The following is a 17,764-nucleotide window of genomic DNA, read 5'->3' as shown; positions in this document are numbered from 1 at the left end:
GCAGAGTACAATTCACCATGTTGCATAGTCGCCCACTGCCAGCATTTGCTGATAATTACATTTGGCTACTCACAACTGACAACGGCAACGCAGCAGTTGTTGATCCGGGTGCGGCGCAACCAGTATTCGCTGCGCTTGCTGCCGAACAATTGACTTTAACGGCGATTCTATTAACGCATCATCATCACGATCATATTGGTGGCGTGGCGCAATTGCAGGCAGCATTTCCATCGGTACACATCTACGCGCCCGATGAGCCGCGTATTCCACAATGCACAACGCGAGTGCATGGCGGTGAGCATTTTCAACTCGCCGGTTTGAATACGGATTTTGAAGTACTCGCTGTGCCCGGTCATACCGCAACGCATGTCGCTTATTTCAGCGCAGGGCATTTATTTTGCGGTGATACGCTATTTGCAGCGGGTTGTGGGCGGGTATTTGATGGCACCTTTGCGCAATTGGCGACTTCATTAACGCACATTGCGAGCTTACCGCCGGCAACGCAGTGTTATTGCGCCCATGAATACACGCTGGCAAATCTGGGTTTTGCGCAGTGGGTTGAACCGCACAATGCGGCGCTGGCGGCGCGGTTGAATGCCGATCAAGCGCAACGAGAATTGAAACAACCAACGGTGCCTTCATTGCTGGAATTGGAATTAGCAACCAATCCCTTTTTACGCACCCATGAACCCGCAGTGATTGCCGCTGCGGAACGGGCGGCGGGGCAAACATTACATTCTGCGATTGAAGTATTCACTGCATTGCGGCAGTGGAAAGATCGGGAATATGATTAAATAGTTTTTAATGCTGCAATGACTAAAGAAACGACATTATCTATGACGAATCACTGGCCGCGCTATTGGGTGACATTTTCAACGATTTTAACCAAAGAAATTCTGCGGTTTACGCGCATTTGGGTACAAACAATTCTGCCATCGGTTGTCACGACGACCTTATATTTCGTCATCTTTGGTCATTTAATTGGCGAACGCATTGGCCCCATGAATGGCTTTGCGTATCTTGATTTTATTGTGCCGGGCTTGGTGCTGATGAGCTTAATCACCAATGCGTATTCCAACGTGGTGTCTTCTTTTTATAGCAGCAAGTTTTCGCGCTATATTGAAGAATTATTGGTCTCACCAACGCCGAATTGGATTATTGTGGCGGGTTATGTTTCTGGCGGAGTGGCGCGAGGTTTAGTGGTGGGCGGGTCAGTGTTAATTGTGGCAATGCTGTTTACCGATATTCACATTGCGCACCCGCTGGTGATGCTGTTGATTTGTTTAATGACGGCGATTTTGTTTTCTTTGGGCGGCTTGATTAACGCTGTGTATGCCAACAGTTTTGATGATATTTCCATTGTGCCGATTTTTGTGCTCACGCCATTGACGTATTTAGGTGGCGTGTTTTATTCAATTGATTTATTAGCCCCGTTTTGGCAGGCGTTGTCACTCATTAACCCGGTGCTTTATATGGTCAATGCGTTTCGCTATGGCTTGTTGGGCGTGAGCGATATTCCGTTGAGTGTGGCATTTGGAATTGTGGCGCTCTTTATTGTGATTTTAACGGCGACGAGTTTATCGCTATTGCGGCGCGGAGTGGGAATTAAAAGTTAGCGCCGGAACCACAAACTTGCAGACATAAAAAAACCGGCGGTTGCCGGTTTTTTTGAATTCAAGCCATCGCTTTGATATGCGCGTTGAGTCGGCTCTTGTGCCGAGCTGCCTTATTCATGTGAATTAAGCCTTTGCGGGCAGCGCGATCAATACGCGGCACTGCTTCTTTATAGGCGTTGGTAGCGGCATCTTTATCTTGAGCACGAATCGCTTTAATCACTTTTTTAATGAAAGTGCGCAAAGTGCTGCGTTGTGCGGCATTACGTTGACGACGAACTTCGGACTGACGGGCGCGTTTACGGGCTTGCGGTGAATTAGCCAATGGATGCTCCTAAAAATCTGGCTGTTTAACTGCGCGTTTAATACAGTTCAAGACCGCGCATCTTCTTGAATTCGGCTTGCATTGTCAATCACTTGGCACTGCGCCCCCCGCGATACGGGGGGCAGTAGACGGATTTAGTCCGCCATCATTTTCAACATCAGCGCGTTGAGGCGTCCGACAAAACCAGCCGGATCATCAAGCTGGCCGCCTTCTGCCAGTTGCGCTTGGTCAAACAAAATCAAGCCCAGATCGTTAAACCGCTCCGCGTCGTTTTCCAGCTCCAGCCGTTTTAGCAACGGATGTTCCAGATTGACCTCCAGCGTGGGTTTATTTTCGGGCGTGTTTTGCCCGACCGCTTTGAGCACTCGCGCCAAATTCGCGCTCATGTCGTACTCGCCGACCACCAAACAGGCGGGCGATTCCACCAGCCGCGTGCTCGGGCGCACTGCCTCTACCCGCTCGCCGAGCGCGGTTTTCAACCGCTCCAACAACGCGCCATGCTCGGCGGCAGCCTTGTCCTTGGCTTCCTGTTCTTCGGCAGCAGCCAGCTCGCCAAGATCGAGATCGCCCTTCGCCACCGATTGAAACTGTTTGCCTTTATATTCAGTGAGATGGCTCATCAACCACTCGTCCACCCGATCCGACAGCAGCAGCACTTCGATGCCCTTTTTGCGGAACACCTCCAGATGCGGGCTGTGGCGAGCGGCGACCGCCGTATCGGCGGTGATGTAATAAATTTTCTCCTGCCCCTCCTGCATCCGCTCCAAATAACCATCCAGCGTTTCACGTTGGATATTGCTCTCGCTGTGGGTGGTGGCAAACCGCATCAGCCCAGCGAGCCGTTCCTTGTTGGCGAAATCTTCAGCGGGACCTTCTTTGATGACGCGCCCGAATTCATCCCAAAACGCGCCGTAGTTTTCCGCATCCTCAGTCGCCAGCGTTTCCAACACGCCGAGCACGCGCTTGGTGTTGGCTTGGCGGATGGTGTCGATCTTGCGATTGTGCTGGAGCAATTCCCGCGACACGTTGAGCGGCAAATCATCGGAATCGACCACGCCTTTCACAAAACGCAGGTAGTGCGGCATCAACTTGTCGGCTTCATCCATGATGAACACGCGCTTGACATAGAGCTTAACGCCATGTTTTTGCTCACGATCAAACAAATCCCACGGCGCTTTTTTGGGCACATACAGCAGCGTCGTGTATTCGTTGGTACCCTCAACGCGATTGTGGGCATACGCCAGCGGTGGCGCGAAATCGTGGGAAACGTGCTTATAAAAGTCGTGATAATCCGTTTCCGTCAGCTCCGATTTCGGCCGCATCCACAGCGCCGTGCCGCGATTCACCTGCTCATATTCTGGCGGCTCATCCTTTTTCGCTTCCGCCTCCTCGCCATACAACTCCTTGCGCATCTCCACCGGCAGCGCGATGTGATCGGAGAATTTGCCGATGATCGAACGCAGCCGCCAACTGTCGAGAAATTCCTTCTCATCGTCTTTCAGATGCAGAATGACATCAGTGCCGCGAGTGGTTTTCTCAACGGTTTCAAGCGTATAGCTGCCGCGTCCATCCGATTCCCAACACACGCCATGTTCCGCGCCCACACCAGCGCGGCGCGAGCGCAGCGTCACCTTGTCGGCGACGATATAAGCGGAATAAAAACCGACGCCAAACTGCCCAATCAGCGTGCTGTCTTTGGCCTGCTCGCCAGACAGCGCCTCAACAAAACGGCGCGTACCGGAGCTGGCGATGCTGCCGATGGTGTCCATCATTTCCTGCCGTCCCAGCCCGATGCCGTTATCGGAAATGGTCAAGGTGCCGGCGTCCTTATCGGCCTCCACGCGGATGCGCAGCTCGGCGTCACCCTCATATAACCCGCCGTCGCTCAAGGCTTCAAAGCGCAGCTTCTCGGCGGCGTCCGACGCATTCGAGATCAACTCGCGCAGAAAGATTTCCTTGTTTGAGTACAGCGAGCGAATCACCAAATCCAGCACCTGGCTGACTTCGGCTTTGAATTCCAATGTTTCCTTATGCGCTTCAACAGTCATCTTGTGAGTTACCTTCTTGGTTCGATCTTGGTTCAATAAAAAAAGCCATGCAATTATATTCTGCTTGCAATTGGATTGCACAACAGCTTGTTCATTCACAACCGCGCCGCCCCGCCTCACCTGAGGGGGAATGACGCTACCGGCACAGCGACTCCACAGCGGAGTGAGACGAGATAGTACCTAAACCACTCAAATTAAACCCACATCACTCCTGCATATAAAAATATCGCCATGGTTCCCCGCTAACTGCCCGCAATTGCGCTAATAATTCATCGCTGGGCGTTGCTTCATGTGGAAATACTTCTTCAATGACAATCAAGCGGCGTCCACAACCGCCGTGCTGTTTCCATTCCCATTGCAGCAATGGCGCGAGCATTGCGCACTGTGGACATTGCACCGTTAATAATGGACTATTCACTGCGGAATGAAACCGCTCTCGCCAATCCACGACGCGGCAGCGACAATACGGACAACGCGGCGGGCGCGTATTGCGGCCACTGTATAAAATAGGCGTCGCCGTGAGTGGTGGCAAATACACATGACAGAATGAACTGCTGCCCGCTGTGGCAATGTTTACCGCGCAGCCAGTAAATGATACTAGTGTAAAAAACTGCGCCCCAATTGTAAATTTACGCGGTTCCGGTATCATTGAATTTGATAATGGCGCACCAATACATTGACAATGCGTTAATGCCGCAATTAACGCCGCGCTATCTGGTGCAGCAGTCGCATCACACGGAGTGAGAATAAGGCGACCGGTGTGATTGGTTGTGCGCAGCGCAGCCGAATTAGGCATAATCTGAAGCTCAAGGATTAAGGACATTTGAATTGAATCGCAAGCCACCGCATCACCTCATTGTCCTCTCATTATCTGCTTGTTTAGCGCCGCGTGCGCTCCGTTTCAGCTTTCAAAGGAACCCCGATGAGCGCCATCCCGCTTGATTTTGTTCGCACTACCGCCCGTTTGTCTGCCGCCGTCACCCAGCCGTTTCCCAACTCGCGCAAAATTTATGTCACCGGCTCACGCCCCGATTTACAGGTGCCGATGCGCGAGGTGACGCTGACGCCAACGCAAACAAATCAAGGACTTGAAGACAATCCGCCGGTGTTTATTTACGACACTTCCGGCCCGTACACCGATCCCAACGCCCACATCGACTTAATGGCGGGCTTGACGGACGTGCGCTCGGCGTGGATTGCCGAGCGCGGCGATACCGAATTATTGACCGGCCCCAGCTCCGCTTTCGGTCACATTCGCCAGAGCGATCCGACGCTCGCGCAGTTGCGTTTTGAACATTTGCGCATTCCGCGCCGCGCTAAAACTGGGCAAATTGTGACGCAAATGCACTACGCCCGGCGCGGCATCGTGACTCCAGAAATGGAATATGTCGCGCTGCGCGAAAACCTGCGATTGAATGAATTACGCGCCGATCCGCGTTACGCCAAGCTGCTGCGCCAACAGCGCGGTAATAGTTTTGGCGCAGCACTGCCGGAATTGATTACGCCCGAATTTGTGCGCAGTGAAATTGCACGCGGTCGCGCCATCATTCCCGCCAATATCAATCATCCTGAATTGGAACCGATGATTATCGGGCGCAATTTTCGGGTGAAAATCAATACCAATATCGGCAATTCAGCGGTCAGTTCATCCATTACGGAAGAAGTCGAAAAGATGGTCTGGTCAGCGCGGTGGGGCGGCGATACGTTAATGGATTTGTCTACCGGCAAACACATTCACGAAACGCGAGAATGGATTTTGCGCAATGCGCCGATGCCAATTGGCACCGTACCGATTTATCAAGCACTTGAAAAGGTTGAGGGACGTCCAGAAGAATTAACGTGGGAGATCATGCGCGATACGTTAATTGAACAAGCCGAGCAGGGTGTGGACTATTTTACGATTCACGCTGGCGTGTTATTGCGTTATGTGCCGCTGACAGCTGATCGCTTAACGGGTATTGTTTCTCGCGGTGGCTCTATTCTCGCTAAATGGTGTTTAGCGCATCATCAAGAGAACTTTTTGTACACCCATTTCGCTGAGATTTGCGAGATTATGCAGGCGTATGATGTCGCATTTAGTTTAGGCGACGGGTTGCGTCCGGGTTCAATTGCTGATGCGAATGATCGGGCGCAGTTTGCAGAATTAGAAACGCTGGGCGAATTAACCCAATTTGCGTGGGAACGCGATGTGCAGGTAATGATTGAAGGCCCCGGTCATGTGCCGCTGCAAATGATTCAAGAGAACATGACTAAAGAATTGGCGGATTGTGGTGAAGCGCCGTTTTATACGTTAGGGCCATTGATTACTGATATTGCGCCAGCATACGATCACATTACTTCGGGAATTGGTGCGGCGAATATCGGTTGGTATGGCACTGCGATGTTGTGTTATGTCACGCCGAAAGAACATCTCGGTTTACCGACGAAAGAAGATGTCCGCGATGGCATTGTGACGTATAAGATCGCAGCTCACGCTGCGGATTTAGCGAAGGGGTTACCCGGCGCACAATTGCGTGATAATGCGCTATCAAAAGCGCGGTTTGAATTTCGCTGGGACGATCAATTCAATTTATCACTTGATCCCGAACGGGCGCGGGAATTCCACGATCAAACCATGCCGCAGGCGGCGCATAAAGTCGCCCATTTCTGTTCAATGTGCGGGCCGCATTTCTGCTCAATGAAAATCACGCAGGATGTGCGCGAGTATGCACAAGCGCAGCAGATTGATTTGGCAGCAGCGGTGGATACGGGAATGCAAGAAAAAGCGCGGGAGTTTGTAGAAAAAGGCGCGGAGATTTATAAAAAAGTGTAGCGGGTTTTATTAAATAATTGCGGCCTGATTGTTGACAATCAGGCCGCAAGTTGAAGCAGAAACGTGATACCAGTGATTTAACGCAAATTCGGATCGTGCAGCGCCTCCACTGCCAATACCTGATATTGCGCTTGATCGAGAAGCTCCAGCAGCGTCGCGGGTTGGAGCCGTATCTGCGTCCAAATCGCTGGCTCTACCGGCGGCGCATCGCGCCAATCGCGTGAATCTAATTCCGCTAAATGGGCGCCAGTGTTCGCTAAATGCACCAAAATCACCGGCAATCGCACCGCTTCTGGTGCCAACATGGGCGCATGATGATAGCGCAGACAGGCACATAAACTGTCTGGCAAGCCCCATTCTTCCGCCAACGCGCCGCCCAATTCGGCATGGTCAAAGCCCAATTCTGCGCGTTCTGCATCTTGCGGCGTCAGCACGTTGGGATCGCTCAGGCTGCGCAAAAAGGCGCGGTGTGCCGCTTCCGGTTCCTGCGAAAACAACACCAATTGCCCCAGATCGTGCAGCAATCCCGCCAAAAATACCGTGCCTGCTAACGACGGCGCTTCCACCTCTGCCAGCAACCGCCCAATCACGGCGCAATAGGCGGAGTGGTGCCAAAACACCTCCAGCGGCAATAACGCTTGGGTCGGCAACCGATCTGATGCCTGCGTCACCGCGCCAGCAATCACCAAGCGCCGCAGATTGTTGCGCCCCAGCAAGGTGATGGCGTGTTCCATCGAATCGACGGTGCGCGAGGGCGCAAAGGCGGGGCTATTTGCCAGTCGCAGCACGATGGCGGCGAGCGCCGGGTCCTGCGTCAGCAAGCCTGCAATCGTCGCTTGCCGACTGCCGGGATCATCAAGCAGCTTGAGCACCTCGCCCACCACTCGCGGAATCGCCAGCAAGCGCCCGGTTTTTTTAATCAAAGCATCGATGGTGAGTGATGATGACACGCAACAAATCTCCCGTTAATTCAGCGCGTAGGCGCTAATCTTACGCAGAAAACATTGATTTCAAGGTTTCAAGCGCCTTTTCGCTACCGAGCAATTGCGCGATGGGTTCGCCCGGCAACGGTGGCGGCAACAAGCCCAAGGTCGCAAAAGCGGGCACATCGGCCGCGGCGGGATGCGGCAAGCCTTGGCTTTGCAGCATTGCCCACCGCGCTACGGTGGTGATGCTGGCGTAATCCGGCGTCGTGGCGCGATAGTTCCACTGATTCGAGTATTCTGCCACCGCCACCAAATCCTCACCCAGCCCCCAATAATTGATAACCAAGACGCCGGTGATGCTGCGTAATTTGGAAATCAGCGATGCAATTTGTTCTGGCTGCGGATGCGGATCGCGCATTTCAATAAATTGAATAATCGGCACTGCGCCAATGCCGGCCACCAGCCCCGCTAATAGCGCCCGCTCGTGATTGAGAATGCCGAGAATGTCGGACAATAAATAGCTGTACGCCGAGCACAACACGCCTTCAGTCCACACCTGCGCCATCGCCTCGCGGGTGACGGTGTGTTTGGTTTTGAACGCTTGGCGCAGCGCCAGATTGGTGGTCAGCATCCGCGTGTTACGAAACCCAAAGCGCAATACCGCATCGCGCACCGATTGAATTTCTTTGGAGCCACGAAACAGCGGGCTGTTGGTGGCGTGAAGCAGTGCGCCAGCAATGGTGCCATCGCGCTGAATGATCTCGGTGAGTTCGGCGACGCCGGCATCAGGATCGTTGGTTAATTCTTGAATTTTGAGCGCGACTTCGGGGCGGGTGGGCAATTCCAAGCGATTGCTGGTGATTAACGCGTACAGCTCGGCGAGAAATTCGCCCTCGGCGGGATCAAGTTCAATGTCGCTGACATCAAGGCTGGCACTCAGCGCGGACTCCAGCGCCTGAATGGGAATGCGGAGCACGATGCAAGGCGTTTCGGTGATGATGCAATCGTCGGCATCTCTGCTGTGATCGAACAGGCTGATCGGATCACTCAAGCCCTGATAACTCTCCAGCCGCTCGGTGCTGCCGTTCGTCAAGCGCACTGCGTGCCCATCCACCAAAAAGAGGCGATGTCCCTCGATGTCAGTGAGCCGAATCCGCTTTTTGGGTGCCAACTCGCTGACTGCGCAGTGTTTCGACAACTCCTCGCGCTGCGGGCGCGTCAGGTCTCGAATCAGGTCGATTTCCGTCAACAGTGACAGAATCTCTGAAGTCTGCTGCATAGCTGGATTCCCAGATGGATGAAGTCAAGTTGTGTCTAGTCTAGCAGCATCGCTTCAGAAACTAACGGCGGACGCAGTAGGACTTAACTCAAGCTGTGGTAGCCCAGCAACACATCCGCCGCTTCACCGTGACTGCCGTCAGTGCGCTGAAACTGACCGCTTTGCGCCACCGTGTCATAGACATTCAACGCTTTGCGCGTGTGGTGATAATCGAGTTCCAGCGCGGTCACTCCCGCCTCCGCCAAAGTCTGGGTGCGCTGCGTTCCGTCTTGGCTGAGTTGCAACAGCCGCAACTGGGAAAACACCGCATCATTGGCATCAATCACGCCATCGGCGCGTCCGCTCGCATCGGCGTCATAACGCGCCAACTCCGCAAACCCGTGCGCGGCACCGTGTTGGTCACCAAACAGCTCGCGCCCATCATCAATCTGCGCATTGCCGTTGCGATCCAGCGCCAGCAACCAAGTATCACCAACGGCGGTGCTGACGCGTTCTTGCTGGCCATCGCCGTTCAAATCAAATTGCACCCCAGCGTCAACGCCGCTGGTCGTGATGCCCGCTCCTGACAAATCAAGCACCAGCGGATCGGCAGTTTCAACACTGACCTCCGTCACGCGCTGCTGCCCACTGGTAAAGGTCACGGTCAAACTGGCGGTGCGTTCTTGGCGCTGGGCGGATGCGGCGGCGATCTCTTCAGTGTTGAGCGTGGGCGCAGGCGGCGGCGTATCTGCCACGCGGCGACGGCGCAACGCCGTGTCTGTTTCCAAATTGAGCGTTTGGCGCAAAATCTGATAATCCAAATCCTGCTCCAAGCGGTTGGCGAGATCGTCAAGAATGTCGTCAGCGGTGCGGATAGCAGATACTGGCGCGGCGGCAGGTGGTGCGACAGCTACCAACACGGGACGCACTGCGGGCGTGGGGAGCAGGGATGAGAGGCGATGAACCGAGATGGGAGTGAGCATGTTGGAACCTTTTTTGCCGCTTGCAACCTAGCGTCAATAGCGGCGTGGAAGCCTAAAACTTGATCGCTGTTGCCATAACATATCACGCAAAATCAATCAACATTGTTCCCACGGCAACCCGTGAAAGCGCCAGCCGCCCACCGTACTGCGATGATGATATTCATCGCGCTCGCCCTCAAAACCCTCATCAACGTGATACACCGCCGTCAGCCCAGCGCGTCGCAACGCCGCCCCCGCATCCAGTGACCGCTTGCCGCTGCGACAAATTAAAATCACCGGCACCTCCGCGTTGGTCGCAGCGCCGCCGAGGAGCAACTGGCGGATTTCAGTCACAAAATTGGGATTGATGTCCCAATCTGGCTCGTCAATCCACGCCACATGCACCGCGCCCTGCGGATGTCCGACAAAGAGAAATTCCATCGCCGAGCGAATATCCACCAAAATAGCCTGCGGATTCGTTTTGAGTAACGCCCACGCCGCTTGTGGCGTCAGGCTGTGTGGCAGCGCATCAGTAGTCATTTTTTAATCATCGTTTTAAGGTGATAAGACCGTTCTATCTTAGAGATTGCGTCGTCGCTGTCGCAATCAGGAGCCAACTCGTGGCGCATTCAGCTCGCCCCCTGACCATCCGTATCAAGGATTGGCTGGCACAACAATTTATCCACCTCATCGCCCGCCTCCCGCTGGTGCTGAGTCAACGCCTCGGCGCGAGCTGCGGCTGGGTGCTGGCGCACTGGCCGAATCGGCAACGCCGCAATGCCTTGATTAACATCACGTTATGTCTGCCAGAATTGAGCCGCAAGCAACAATTGGCGCTGTGTCGGCGCAATCTGTGTGCGTTCGGCACCACCTATTTTGAGATCGCCTATCTCTGGCAGCGCCCGCTCACCGAGGTGTTAGCGCACATCCGCGAGGTGCGCGGCGGTGAACTGCTCCAACGTCCCGCCGGACAAGGATTGATCGTGCTCTCGCCGCATCTGGGCGCATGGGAATTGGCGGGGCTGTATTTGGCGGCGCAAGGGCCGACTGCGATCTTTTATAAACCGCAGCGGTATCTTGACACCTTGATCCGCACCGCCCGCAGTCGCAGCGGCGCAGAACTTGCGCCGATCACCATCAAAGGCATTCGGGTGCTGACGCAGGCGCTGGAGCGCGGCGCTGCCGTCGGCATCCTGCCCGATCAGGAACCCAAAGCGGATAAAGGTGCAGTATTTGCGCCCTTTTTTGGCGTTCCCGCTTTCACGATGTTGCTGGTCAATCGCCTTGCCCGTCGCAGCGGAGCCCCGGTGATTTTTATGTTTGCCGAGCGGTTAGATGACGGCGGTTTTCGCCTGCACTGCCAGCCTGCGCCCGCCGGAATTGATAGCGCCGATGATGTCGAAGCCGCCACTGCGCTCAATTACGGCATTGAGCAATGTGTGCGTACCTGCCCGACGCAGTTTCTGTGGCCATATAAACGCTTCCGCCGGCGGCCGCCGGGCGCGGTAAAGCTCTACAGCGCAACGTCAACTCTGCCGCTGCTACACGGGAATCACGCCGGTGACTGACAGCACTTCTGAACCTTTGCATCTCAACGCCAGCGTCACGGCGCTGCTCCGGGCGGCGCGATTATGGCTGCCGCTGTTGACCATCAGCGGCGCATTCACCATCGCGCTGGCGTTGGCGCTGCGGGCGGGCGATGCGCCGTTGACAGTGACGCTGGGGCTGGGCGCGAGCGGCTTCGCAGTGCTGTGGTGGCAATTGCGGCGACGGTTGTTGATTCCGCTGGTGCGGCTGGAAACGTCGTTGACGCGAGTCTGTCAGGGTGAGCCGGGCGCGAGTGCGGCGCTGTGCGATCACGGCGTATTGGCGGGCATTGCTGAGGATATTCGGGCGCTGAACGAAGAACTCACTGATTTATATGAAGATATGGATAATCGCGTGGCGCGGCAGACGATGCGGCTGGCGCAGAAAACGGCTTCGCTGAAAATTCTGTACGACGTGGCGGCCGGCATTCAGCAGGCGGAAAGTGTGGAGGAATTGCTGCTGCGCTTTTTGCGGGTGTTGAAGGAAATGATTAACGGGCGGGCGGCGACGGTGCGCTTGCTGGCACCGAATGGATCACGGCGGCTGTTGGGTTCAATTGGGCTGGATAACGTGCTGGTGCGTGAGCACGAGATGACGCCGGTGACGCTGTGTTTGTGCGGGATGGTGCTGACGCCGGGCGATATTTTGTGCGACCGCGAGCCGCGTTATTGCGCCGAGCTTGATGGGCGACGGATGTTGAGCAGTCGAGAAATTGAAGTGGTGACGGTGCCGCTGGAACATCGCGGCGAGCAGCTCGGCGTGTACACCATTTTTGTGGATCGGGCGGGCGTGACGGCGCGAGAGGACATCATGGATTTGCTGTTTACCGTTGGCCATCATCTCGGCGTTGCAATTGCGAAACAACGGGCGGATGTGGAAACGCGGCGGCTGTCGATTATTGAAGAGCGCACGTCGCTGGCGCATGAGCTGCACGATTCGCTGGCGCAGACGTTGGCGAGTTTGCGGTTTCAGTGTCGGATGTTGAGCGATTCGCTGGGCGATACGCCGTTGGCGGCGGCGGCGCACACCGATCTTGCGCGCATCCGCACCGGGCTGGATGAGGCGCACACCGAGCTGCGGGAATTGTTGGCGAGTTTTCGAGCGCCGTTAGATCGACGCGGTTTGGTGCCGGCGCTGGCGAAATTGGTGGAGCAATTGGGGCGCGATACCGGGGCGCATGTGTTATTTCAAAATGATTGCCGTCCGTTTGAATTGGCGGCGAGTGTGGAATTACAACTGCTGCGTATTGTGCAGGAGGCGCTGACTAATATCCGCAAACATGCACAAGCGCAAACGGTGCGGGTTTTATTGACGATGGAAAAATCCCAATCCTCCCCCCCAGCCCCCCTTTTTCAAAGGGGGGAGTTAAATAGTGATCTTTTTCAAAGTGGGGAGTTAAGCGGTGATCTTTTTCAAAGGGTGGATTTTCCGCATCTCCCCCCTTTGGAAAAGGGGGCTGGGGGGATTTTGCAAAAAGGAGATTTAACTGCTTCAGAACCGCGTTGTTTATTGTTGATTGAAGATGATGGCGTGGGATTTAGTGCTTCGCCCGTACCCACGCAAGCTGGTGAACATCTTGGATTAACGATTATGAATGAACGCGCCCGCCGCATTGGTGCGACAGTCACAATTGAAAGTGAACCGGGTGATGGCACTCGAATTGAAATCATATTTGCGATTTGTCGGCGTCGTTCGCGCCGGTCGCTGGAGTTAAGTTAATGCGCGTGTTGCTAATTGATGATCACGCTTTATTCCGTTGTGGTCTGCAAGAATTACTGGAACGGCGCGGTTTAGAAGTGATTGCGGTGGGAGATGCGAGCACCGGTTTACAACGGGTGCTGGATACCAGCCCGGATGTGATTTTATTAGATATGCGAATGCCGCAAGTGACCGGTTTGGAATTGCTGCGCCAGCTCCGCGCCGCAGCGCAACAGATGCCGATTGCAATGTTGACGACGAGCGCCGAGGAGCGCGATGTTATTGAATCGCTGCGCAGCGGGGCGCAGGGATATTTGCTCAAAGATATGGAACCGGAGGCGTTAATTGCAGCGTTGGGTCAAATTGTGCGCGGTCAAACGGTGGTGGCACCGGAATTGGCCAGCGTGCTGGCGCGGGCGGTGCAGGCAAAAGCGCGAAGTGCGCAAACCACGAGCGGAATTGCTGATCTCACGCCCCGCGAGCAAGAAATTCTATGTCATCTTGCTGAAGGTCAAAGCAATAAAACGATTGCCCGCTGTTTAGGAATTACCGATGGCACGGTCAAACTGCATGTAAAAGCAATTCTGCGCAAACTCGATATTCATTCGCGGGTTGAAGCGGCAGTGATTGCGGTGGAGCGTGGTTTATGTGAACGGGGTTTGAATCAGGGCGTGGGAGAAAGAAATTAATTTTAAGGCGCTCACGCAATGATGCAAAATCAAGAATGGAATCAAAAAAACTCTATTAAAAAATACTTGTTTTGTTAAAGCCCGCAATTGCGGGTTTTTTTGATACAAGCGTGTTATTGAATAGAAGGGTTGTCGCCTAAAATCATTTGTTCTATCAGTTGTTTGGCAGCAGTTAATTCGGCAGCAGCTTCGGTTTTTAAGTGTTTCGCTTCGGCGCGAATGGCTTTGATTTTAGCGGCGATCTCTTGTTGTTTTTCTAGTGGTGGTAAAATAACATCTACATTTTTTATAGTAGGAATTGTGATATTTCCTTGAATAGCACCAATTTTATTCCTCTGAAATAAATCAGTCATTGGTTTTGAATTAAGATAGTACGAAAGATAAAGACTATTGACACTAAAATCATCTTTAAGTCTAAATCTAATCATAAACGAACCAAATGCAAAGTCGTTAAACCGTTTATCTACTTGTGCAACAATGCCTATTGTGCCGCTTCTGGTAATCAAAAAATCACCTTGTGAAACAAAACAGCGACCTAATTCTTTACGCATGGAATCAGGAAGATATACAACATCTTCTGTGCTAATTTCATTGCGTTTCAAATCTTTTATTCTCAACAATGGTATGCCAGCTTCAACGTATGTATTGCTAACCGATGCGCCATAGGAAATCTCTTTAATTAAATCTCCTAATTTTACTACGTTGTACGAATTTTGATGTAAACAGTTTTCCAAGGCTAGAAAGTGTATTTTATGATAAAAAACATCAAATCTATTGCCAAAAAGTTGACTTGAAGAACAAAGAAACATCCGCTCTTTCAAATCATTTTCCGTCGCAGGCGGCAAATGAATTCCCAACTCACCCAGCAAATAATCGTCAATGCTTTCTAATAAGGCTTGGGCGCGGGCTTCTTTCTGTTGTTTTGATTCGTAAACCTGCTTGAATATGCTTACAATTTTGTTTTGTATGTCAAAAGGTGGGTATGGAATTTGAAGATTTTTGTATTCTTCTGCATTGATATTTGGCTGTCCAGAAGTTCTTTGAATTGCATTTTTCCAAGCTGAATACATAGAAAGTTGCATATAGCAAAATACATATTCTGGATTGATCAAAGTGGGATCAAAAACAAATCTAATCATGTATCCTGCAAAAAAGCATTTATAGCTAACACTATTTGATTTATGTAAATATGCTTTCCCTACCGTATTGCCACTTCTTGCTATCAACAGGTCGTTATCATTCATAATATATCTTTCTTCTATTTTTTCCGCAGTTGCCCCTAAATCTTGTTTTAGCAATCCATAATCATCAATATCTGTTATCCTAATATAGCGCGGCTCACTTTCAGATGTTCTATCTATTCCCTGTTCGTTGGCTCCATACTGCGGAAACCCAAGTAAAAAGGTTTTAAGTTTTTTTACTTCATACTTAAACACTAAAGTTTTTTTAGCATACAAAATCATCTGAGGGTCTAGCCGCCCATCCAATTTGCCCCAATTCAGAAGAAAAACTTTGTTTTCATCTAAATCAGGGCGTAATTGAAAAAAACCGTCTTTCTCCGCGATCACTGCCTCAATAAAACGCTTCAACTCTGGCGCGATGGTGGTTAATTCATTCTGAGCCGTTGCGCGTCCCGTCGCGTCATAACCAATCTCTTCGGCAATCGCCATAAAAATTGGATAATCCAGCAACTGCGTTTTTACCTGCTCCAGCATCGTCTCCTGTAACGCTTCCTTCACCGCCTTAATCTGCTCGTTGAATTCATCGCTGATGTCTTTCTTCCAAGTCTTAAAAGCCTCACTATTCTCGTATTCCTTCCGCGCTGCTTTCGTCAACTGCTCCAAATCTTTGCGCCGCGATTTATTCATTGGCGCGACTTTTTTCTGCGTCTCAGGACGTAAAAACATATCCTGAGCTTGCGCAGCGTCCAAATGCGCAATTAAATCCTGTTCAATGCGTTGGCATTCCGCATCGCCGCATTTTAAGACCCGCAGCTTTTCCTGTTCCAAACGACTGATTTCCGCGCTGTATTCGGGCAGCTCAAATAACCGATTCTGCACCTGCGCTTTCAGCGTGCGAATTTGTGCCGTCGTTGCTGCTGGATATTTACGCAAAAACAGCACCGAACTTTTTACTCCCGCACCGGTTGCCGCAAAAGCGGTTTGCGGCATCGACACCACCGCCAAAATCCGCCACTGTTCTTCAATCCAATCGCGCACATATTGCAAACTTGAATTGGTCAAAATGCCATCAGGAACCACCATTGCTAAAATCCCATTGGGTTTTAGCCAGCGATGACATTGTTCTAAAAACAAGATTTCCGTACTTTGCCGATCACGCGGCGTCGTGCGATTCAAATTGATGTTTTTTAATTTCGCCTCAATCCAATCAACACCTTTACAGCCGAGTTCATATTCCGCCATATACGCCTTTTCAGCGTTTTTGACATCCGCACCAAACGGCGGATTCGTCGCAATCAAATCAAAACGCTCGGCTTGAAAACCATGATTTTTCGTGCCCGCCTCAATCACCGGCGGCAACGCCAAACCATCAAACGCCACGACATTCGTATGCCCGTCATCGTGAATAATCATATTCATCTTGGCGGTGCGAGCAATTGCCTCCGAGATTTCAATCCCGAATAGGTTACGCTCTGCGAAATTATGCCAATGTTTATAATGATCTTGTGAGTCTTGCGAATAATGCGCATCAGCTTCACGGCGCACAGCATCGAGAAAATGCAATAAAAAACCACCGCTGCCGCAAGCCGGATCAAGCACCAATTGGTTATGATTTAATGGCAAACTGTTGACAATAAACTGCACAATAGGGCGCGGCGTAAAATACTGCCCGAATTCACCCCGAAAGAAATCACCCATAAAGGTTTCAAGCGCCCGACCTTTACTGTCTAAATCGGTTTTATTGAGATGAATCTGTGCAAGATAGCCCACCACAGTTTGCAACTCAGCCGCCGTCAACCGAATGTCATCCTTAAACACTTCGGCATCTTTCAAGCGCCCTTTTTCATACAGGTTTTTAACTCGCGCCAATAACGCTTCTTTCGGTTCACCGGCACAGATTTGGAACTGATACGGTTCACCAATTTTGCGTAATTCCCGCTCGTCGCTAATTTTGCAAAAAATCAGCTTGCTTAATTCATCAAACGCTTCTGCTGGATTGCGTTTACCGCCCGCCCATAATGCGTCATGCGCTTTGCGGAAAATCTGCGTTAATGTGTTCTGCTCGACAACTTCTAACTCAATGCCATCCACACCGCCGCGTGTGAATTTCCAACTGTTCGCTTTATCCTTTCCAAAATGCGGAATATCTGCAATCCGATTAGCTTCTCGCTCCATTGAAGGAGAATTAGCCACATCAAAGAAATCTTCTTTTAATTCTGAAGTCACCCATAAAAATGGCGCTTTGATCGAGTTGGCATTCCCAAAACCCTGCTCAATCGCCTGCTTAAATTCCGCCTCAGAAATATCGGGCTGTTTGCATTCAACCACGATATGCGGCGTTTTCAAACCGTCATCGCTAAAAACGACAATATCTGCGATATTATTCGGCGTGCGATGTGGCACCTTCACTTCCAAATCAATTCTTTCTGGCGCATAGCCATAATGCAGAATCAATTTGAGATACACTTGAGCGCGGACTTTTTCCTCTGGATCAGAATAGCGATAATTTTTATTGCAACTGCGATAATTGATATTCTTGTGCTCGGCATCGAATTGAATCAATCCCTGCGCCAGACCAGTTTGTAAACGCTTTTGAGAAGTCATGAATTTCAGTTATCCTAATTGGCAAGCTGCGCTTTGAATTACCCGCCGCAGCAACACACAA

Annotated in this window: 14 protein-coding genes; 6 read left to right on the top strand and 8 right to left on the bottom strand. The window is 51.9% G+C overall.

Annotated elements, in window-relative coordinates; all coding sequences use genetic code 11:
* The first annotated feature begins 17 nt into the window (after positions 1-17).
* Together gloB and CKO12_RS07685 are read left to right on the top strand one after the other, a co-directional pair.
* The gene (gene gloB, locus CKO12_RS07690) at positions 18-794 is read left to right on the top strand and encodes a hydroxyacylglutathione hydrolase (protein WP_200154150.1); all 777 of its coding nucleotides are present in this window, start codon (positions 18-20) and stop codon (positions 792-794) included.
* Between the two features lie 42 nt (positions 795-836).
* Entirely contained in the window at positions 837-1,616 is a 780-nt protein-coding gene (locus CKO12_RS07685; protein WP_200154149.1) for an ABC transporter permease, read from the top strand.
* Between the two features lie 58 nt (positions 1,617-1,674).
* Here CKO12_RS07685 and rpsT read toward each other — a convergent pair whose 3' ends face one another.
* From rpsT to CKO12_RS07670, 3 genes are all read right to left on the bottom strand, one after another.
* Positions 1,675-1,938, bottom strand: coding sequence for a 30S ribosomal protein S20 (rpsT, locus tag CKO12_RS07680; RefSeq protein ID WP_200154148.1), 264 nt, complete (start codon positions 1,936-1,938; stop codon positions 1,675-1,677).
* 134 nt (positions 1,939-2,072) lie between these two features.
* Positions 2,073-3,986 carry a molecular chaperone HtpG gene (htpG, locus tag CKO12_RS07675; RefSeq protein ID WP_200154147.1) on the bottom strand — a complete coding sequence of 638 codons (1,914 nt, stop codon included), beginning with the start codon at positions 3,984-3,986 and terminating at the stop codon, positions 2,073-2,075.
* Positions 3,987-4,191: 205 nt separating this feature from the next.
* Positions 4,192-4,782: a hypothetical protein gene (locus CKO12_RS07670; protein WP_200154146.1), complete on the bottom strand. Its 591-nt coding sequence runs from the start codon at positions 4,780-4,782 to the stop codon at positions 4,192-4,194.
* A 126-nt stretch (positions 4,783-4,908) separates the two neighbouring features.
* Here CKO12_RS07670 and thiC point away from each other — a divergent pair, with 126 nt between their 5' ends.
* Complete coding sequence (gene thiC, locus CKO12_RS07665) at positions 4,909-6,798, top strand: phosphomethylpyrimidine synthase ThiC (protein ID WP_200154145.1); 1,890 nt, start codon at positions 4,909-4,911, stop codon at positions 6,796-6,798.
* 77 nt (positions 6,799-6,875) lie between these two features.
* Here the strand turns inward: thiC and CKO12_RS07660 are convergent, their stop codons facing one another.
* The 4 genes from CKO12_RS07660 to CKO12_RS07645 form a co-directional block, all read right to left on the bottom strand.
* On the bottom strand, positions 6,876-7,748 hold the full coding sequence (locus tag CKO12_RS07660; RefSeq protein ID WP_420826832.1) for an HDOD domain-containing protein: 873 nt from the start codon (positions 7,746-7,748) through the stop codon (positions 6,876-6,878).
* A gap of 40 nt (positions 7,749-7,788) precedes the next feature.
* Positions 7,789-9,003: an HDOD domain-containing protein gene (locus CKO12_RS07655; RefSeq protein ID WP_200154144.1), complete on the bottom strand. Its 1,215-nt coding sequence runs from the start codon at positions 9,001-9,003 to the stop codon at positions 7,789-7,791.
* A gap of 83 nt (positions 9,004-9,086) precedes the next feature.
* Positions 9,087-9,965: a hypothetical protein gene (locus CKO12_RS07650; protein ID WP_200154143.1), complete on the bottom strand. Its 879-nt coding sequence runs from the start codon at positions 9,963-9,965 to the stop codon at positions 9,087-9,089.
* A gap of 96 nt (positions 9,966-10,061) precedes the next feature.
* Entirely contained in the window at positions 10,062-10,484 is a 423-nt protein-coding gene (locus CKO12_RS07645) for a rhodanese-like domain-containing protein (RefSeq protein ID WP_200154142.1), read from the bottom strand.
* 80 nt (positions 10,485-10,564) lie between these two features.
* Here CKO12_RS07645 and CKO12_RS07640 point away from each other — a divergent pair, with 80 nt between their 5' ends.
* From CKO12_RS07640 to CKO12_RS07630, 3 genes are read left to right on the top strand one after another with little or no spacing between them, the layout of a single operon-like run.
* On the top strand, positions 10,565-11,512 hold the full coding sequence (locus CKO12_RS07640) for a lysophospholipid acyltransferase family protein (protein WP_338032716.1): 948 nt from the start codon (positions 10,565-10,567) through the stop codon (positions 11,510-11,512).
* Positions 11,505-13,250, top strand: coding sequence for a histidine kinase (locus CKO12_RS07635; protein WP_338032715.1), 1,746 nt, complete (start codon positions 11,505-11,507; stop codon positions 13,248-13,250). The genes CKO12_RS07640 and CKO12_RS07635 overlap by 8 nt, the downstream gene beginning before the upstream one ends.
* Complete coding sequence (locus CKO12_RS07630) at positions 13,250-13,918, top strand: response regulator (protein WP_200154141.1); 669 nt, start codon at positions 13,250-13,252, stop codon at positions 13,916-13,918. Before CKO12_RS07635 ends, CKO12_RS07630 begins: the two co-directional genes overlap by 1 nt.
* Positions 13,919-14,031: 113 nt before the next feature.
* On the opposite strand, the gene CKO12_RS07625 is transcribed toward CKO12_RS07630, so the two are convergent.
* A complete protein-coding gene (locus CKO12_RS07625; RefSeq protein WP_200154140.1) occupies positions 14,032-17,703 on the bottom strand; it encodes an N-6 DNA methylase in 3,672 nt (1,223 codons plus the stop codon).
* Positions 17,704-17,764: the final 61 nt, after the last annotated feature.

The sequence above is a fragment of the Chromatium okenii genome, from assembly GCF_016583745.1.
Lineage (GTDB): Bacteria > Pseudomonadota > Gammaproteobacteria > Chromatiales > Chromatiaceae > Chromatium > Chromatium okenii.
The sequence above is the reverse complement of the archived record's forward strand: the minus strand, read 5'-3'. Positions and strand labels throughout refer to the sequence as shown.

Bases quoted from the DNA above. Each gene is read 5' to 3' on its own strand.
- gloB (WP_200154150.1), top strand. From the start codon at position 18: ATGTTGCATAGTCGCCCACTGCCAGCATTTGCTGATAATTACATTTGG.
- CKO12_RS07685 (WP_200154149.1), top strand. From the start codon at position 837: ATGACGAATCACTGGCCGCGCTATTGGGTGACATTTTCAACGATTTTA.
- htpG (WP_200154147.1), bottom strand. From the start codon at position 3,986: ATGACTGTTGAAGCGCATAAGGAAACATTGGAATTCAAAGCCGAAGTC.
- CKO12_RS07670 (WP_200154146.1), bottom strand. From the start codon at position 4,782: ATGCCTAATTCGGCTGCGCTGCGCACAACCAATCACACCGGTCGCCTT.
- thiC (WP_200154145.1), top strand. From the start codon at position 4,909: ATGAGCGCCATCCCGCTTGATTTTGTTCGCACTACCGCCCGTTTGTCT.
- CKO12_RS07655 (WP_200154144.1), bottom strand. From the start codon at position 9,003: ATGCAGCAGACTTCAGAGATTCTGTCACTGTTGACGGAAATCGACCTG.
- CKO12_RS07650 (WP_200154143.1), bottom strand. From the start codon at position 9,965: ATGCTCACTCCCATCTCGGTTCATCGCCTCTCATCCCTGCTCCCCACG.
- CKO12_RS07645 (WP_200154142.1), bottom strand. From the start codon at position 10,484: ATGACTACTGATGCGCTGCCACACAGCCTGACGCCACAAGCGGCGTGG.
- CKO12_RS07630 (WP_200154141.1), top strand. From the start codon at position 13,250: ATGCGCGTGTTGCTAATTGATGATCACGCTTTATTCCGTTGTGGTCTG.
- CKO12_RS07625 (WP_200154140.1), bottom strand. From the start codon at position 17,703: ATGACTTCTCAAAAGCGTTTACAAACTGGTCTGGCGCAGGGATTGATT.